This window comes from uncultured Candidatus Thioglobus sp. (assembly GCF_963981275.1).
In the GTDB taxonomy this organism is placed as follows: Bacteria; Pseudomonadota; Gammaproteobacteria; order PS1; family Pseudothioglobaceae; genus Thioglobus_A.
This window is the reverse complement of record NZ_CAXCCZ010000054.1, coordinates 1-4,348: the sequence shown is the minus strand read 5'-3', so window position 1 is coordinate 4,348 and position 4,348 is coordinate 1. Positions and strand designations below refer to the sequence as shown.

General features: G+C 39.0%; 4 protein-coding genes. 2 read left to right on the top strand and 2 right to left on the bottom strand.

What is annotated here, in order from left to right:
- A partial coding sequence (locus tag ABNR88_RS06930) for a PHP domain-containing protein (RefSeq protein WP_291929333.1) occupies nucleotides 1-539 on the bottom strand: 539 nt, incomplete at its 3' end.
- The gene (locus ABNR88_RS06925; RefSeq protein ID WP_291929330.1) at nucleotides 529-1,620 is read right to left on the bottom strand and encodes a DUF4172 domain-containing protein; all 1,092 of its coding nucleotides are present in this window, start codon (nucleotides 1,618-1,620) and stop codon (nucleotides 529-531) included. The genes ABNR88_RS06925 and ABNR88_RS06930, both read right to left, overlap by 11 nt.
- Before the next feature lie 287 nt (nucleotides 1,621-1,907).
- Here ABNR88_RS06925 and ABNR88_RS06920 point away from each other — a divergent pair, with 287 nt between their 5' ends.
- Together ABNR88_RS06920 and glmS are read left to right on the top strand one after the other, a co-directional pair.
- The gene (locus ABNR88_RS06920) at nucleotides 1,908-2,381 is read left to right on the top strand and encodes a transcription termination/antitermination NusG family protein (RefSeq protein WP_348670226.1); all 474 of its coding nucleotides are present in this window, start codon (nucleotides 1,908-1,910) and stop codon (nucleotides 2,379-2,381) included.
- Nucleotides 2,382-2,451: 70 nt separating this feature from the next.
- Nucleotides 2,452-4,305: a glutamine--fructose-6-phosphate transaminase (isomerizing) gene (glmS, locus tag ABNR88_RS06915; RefSeq protein WP_348670225.1), complete on the top strand. Its 1,854-nt coding sequence runs from the start codon at nucleotides 2,452-2,454 to the stop codon at nucleotides 4,303-4,305.
- The last annotated feature ends 43 nt before the right edge of the window (nucleotides 4,306-4,348 follow it).

The following is a 4,348-nucleotide window of genomic DNA, read 5'->3' as shown; positions in this document are numbered from 1 at the left end:
GCATGTATCCACCCAATTACTTCATCAAACTGCGCCCATTTACTACCTACACCACCGGGCTTTTTACCGGTTAAAAAACGCTTAAAAACACTGCGCATATCTTTGCACACACCCTCTTGAATTAACATTTGGGCAAAATGAGTACGCGTAATCATGCCTTTTTTAGCAATCGCCTGGGTTTTTTCCATGGCACCAAATACACCTGCACCACCTAAACCTCGTGCCATTTTTTCAGCGCGCAATTGACGAAAATCTTGATGTTGCTTAAGACCTGCTTGCAATACTTCATTTTCCGCATCAACACCCAAACCTAAAATATGAATGGTCATATTGCTCCACATGGCTGACACTTCCACCCCAGGTACAAATTGCATGCCAATCTTATTCGCCTCAAGTTCAGCTTCGGCCAAACCATTCACCGTATCATGATCAGTCAGTGCAAACATATCGCACCCCTGTTCTTTAGCAAGATGCACTACCTCAGTGGGTGACAAAACCCCATCTGAGTAATACGAATGGTTGTGTAAGTCAATTTTCATCTATATGGTATTTGGTTGATCTTCCTCCGCCACTAGAGATTAAGATACCCTTATTTGACAGATCTATTAAATCTCTTGCTGCAGTTATATCAGTAGTGCCCACTAGATTTTTATATTTTTTTCTAGAAATGCCATCAGTAAAATCTTCAGTTTCTAGCAGTCTAACAACCAGTTTTCTTTGTCTATCATTCATACTGATATTACGATGCTTATCCCAAAACAAGGTTGTACTTCTGATTTTATTAAGTTTATGCATGCTATTTTGTGCGGCAAGTTTTACTTGCTCTAAAAACCATACAATCCATTGGGTGATTTCTAACTCACCTTTTTGGCATTTTTCTAAAATCTCATGGTATTCTTTTTTGTTTTTTTCTATCTCTGTTGATAGCGAATAAAGTCTGATATTGGTATTTTCAGCATCAGCGAGGCAGCGCTCTGCAATCATTCTAGAAAAACGCCCATTACCATCATCAAGTGGGTGGATAGTGACAAAGTAAAACTTTGCAATAGCCGCTTTAATATAGCCAGAATTTATATTGTCAGATTGTAGCCAATTTAAAAATACATTCATTTCATCATCAACACATTGGTAATCAAGGCAAGGCGCTTCAAAATGAATTTGCTCCTTACCATATCTACCTGAAACCACTTTCATCTGTGTATTTCGATAATCACCAATAATTAAATTATCAAGGATTGGTTTATCAGAAAACATCGTCCTATGCCATTTGAATAAATCCTGCTTGGTTAAGACGCTTGACGAGCTTCTCACGGATTCAAGTAAAACATCAATAAAGGCTGTAGAGTTTCTAGACATTTTCCCCACTTTACCAATGCCCAGTCGATTGGCAATGCTTGACCTTACAGAATCACGATCTAGAATTTCACCTTCAATTTTTGCACTTGATAATGCTTCATCTAGTAATGATTTAGACTCTAGTGCCAATTTTTTATCTTGGTCTAGCTCATTGGCCAGCAGCATTAGTGGGGCAACATGGCTGATTGCATCGGACAGCGCAAGCATTACTGTCTCAGCATCATATTCAAAGTTCGGCCAATTACCCTGTTGCCATATCCACATATTTCTTATCTTGTTAATGAGATGATTAGAATTATAATAATATCATATTTTGATACGAATAATAATTTAATTGTATCATTTCTATTTATTTTTAAGAATGTAACGCTTAATCACTCTCTTTAGCGAGATGTAGAACTTCAGGGGGTGATAACACGCCATCAGAATAAAAAGAATGATTGTGTAAATCTACCATCATAAATAGATATTATCCGCGATAACCTAGATTGCCGTTATTTCTTTTCAAAAAGCAAAAAAAAAAACGATTTAATAGTCTATAATGGCCCAATATGAAAAACTGGTACCTAATTAAAACAAAGCCACAACAAGAGGCGATTGCCACTCAAAATTTGACCAATCAAAATTTTAATGTGTTTTTCCCTAAAGCAGTTATTAACAACAAAACCACGCCACTGTTTCTAAGCTATTTATTTATTGAGCTTGATGATAAAATTCAAAATTGGACGCCTATCCGCTCTACCAAAGGAGTTTCTAACTTTGTACGTTTTGGCTTAAGCTTTGCAAAAGTACCCAATCAAATTGTAAATTTAATCAAAACACAACAACAGCAAACTATTGAAAAAATGATGGATATCTGCTCTCATCACAAAGGTGATCATCTTGAAATTCAAACCGGTGCTTTCAAAGGTCAACAAGCTATTTTTCAAAACTACAATAGTAACGATAGAGTCACCGTACTTCTAAAGCTGATTGGCCAACAACAAGAAATAAAATTACTTGAAAAAGAAGTTGTTGCAATCTAGTTTACCTTGCGCTTATTAGCCCGCTATAATCATTAAAAATTAAACATTCATAACTTAACATTAGACCACTATGTGCGGAATCGTCGGCGGAATTTGTAAGAAAAACATCACATCGGTACTGATTGACGGACTAAAGCGCTTAGAATATCGTGGTTACGATTCTGCTGGTGTGGTGGTTTTATCAGCGGATAACGAGCTACATCGTGCCAGAGCAGCAGGTAAAGTTGTTAATCTTGAAAATAACATTAAAGAGAAAAAAATACCGCTTGACGGCACGGTTGGCATCGCCCACACCCGTTGGGCCACCCATGGTGAGCCAACAAGCCGCAATGCACATCCACACATCTGTAATCACACGGTCAGCGTGGTGCATAATGGCATTATTGAAAATTTCCTAGAATTAAAAGCTGCACAAGAGGTAGATGGGTATACATTTACCTCAGATACTGATACCGAAGTGATTGGCCATGCTATTCATCAGCATTTACAAGACAGTGAGTCTTTATTAGAAGCCACACAAAAAGCCATTCAAACCTTTGAGGGTGCTTATGGTGTTGGTGTAGTCTCCCCTAAAGATCCAGGGCGTATTATCGCTGCGCGTAGTGGCTCGCCACTGGTGATTGGCATCAGTAAGAAAGGCAATTTTATTGCTTCTGACCAAATGGCTCTGCTAGATATTACCAAAGACTTTATCTTTTTAGAAGAAGGTGATATTGCTGATATTACCCTTGACTCAGTCACTATTTATGACAAAGATGGCAAGCAAGTAGAGCGAGAAATTAAAACCTCAAAACTTAAAAGCGGCCAAACCTCTAAACGTGGCTATGACCACTACATGCTTAAAGAAATCTTTGAGCAACCGCAAGCTATTCGTGATACCTTAGAGTCGCGTATTACTAAAGACACAGTACTATCATCAGCCTTTGGGCATAAAGCCAAAGATATCTTTAAAAAAACCAAGCACATTCAAATTATTGCCTGCGGTACTAGCTACAACGCAGGCTTGGTAGCAAAATATTGGCTAGAAGACATTGCCAAAATCCCCACCCATATTGAAGTCGCGAGCGAATACCGCTATCGTAATCCAATCATTCTTGAAGATACATTATTTATCACTATCTCGCAAAGCGGAGAAACAGCAGATACGCTAGAAGCGCTCAAAGCGGTTAAAAAGCGCAGTAAAGATAAGAATATTCATACATTGACGATTTGCAACTCAGCAGAGTCATCACTCACACGTGAATCAGAGCTTACTTTTCTAACCCACGCCGGTCCAGAAATTGGCGTAGCTAGTACTAAAGCCTTCACCACTCAGCTAGTATCGCTTGCACTACTTTCAGTAGCTGTTGGACGCTGCCACAAGCAAGTATCCAAACAGCAAGAAGCAACGATTGTTGACGGATTAAATCGCCTGCCAGGCTTAATTAAAAAAACACTTGAGCAAGAAGATCAAATTAAAGAGCTTGCCAAAACCTTCAAAGATAAATTTAACGCCATATTTTTAGGTAGAGGTACAATGCATGCCATCGCCATGGAAGGCGCGCTTAAGCTCAAAGAAATCAGCTACATCCATGCTGAAGCTTTTCCTGCAGGCGAACTTAAGCATGGGCCCATTGCTCTGATTGATAATGACACACCAGTAATTGCCGTAGCACCTAATGATAGTCTTTTGGATAAGCTTAAATCTAACCTTCAAGAAGTTAAATCAAGAGGCTCAGAGATGATTGTCTTTGAAGATGAAGTCGCCAAGGTGGCACCCATGAAGGGCATGACAATCATACCGACTACAACCGATTTAGGACGCATCACCGCGCCTATTATATTCACCATTCCTTTGCAATTACTGAGCTACCATGTGGCACTCATCAAAGGCACTGATGTTGATCAGCCACGCAACTTAGCGAAATCAGTGACTGTAGAATAACTATTCTTCATTATACAATACGTCTGTAATTTCACACTGAGGC

Excerpts from the sequence above, each read along its gene's own strand:
- ABNR88_RS06925 (WP_291929330.1), bottom strand. The coding sequence starts at position 1,620 with ATGTGGATATGGCAACAGGGTAATTGGCCGAACTTTGAATATGATGCT.
- ABNR88_RS06920 (WP_348670226.1), top strand. The coding sequence starts at position 1,908 with ATGAAAAACTGGTACCTAATTAAAACAAAGCCACAACAAGAGGCGATT.
- glmS (WP_348670225.1), top strand. The coding sequence starts at position 2,452 with ATGTGCGGAATCGTCGGCGGAATTTGTAAGAAAAACATCACATCGGTA.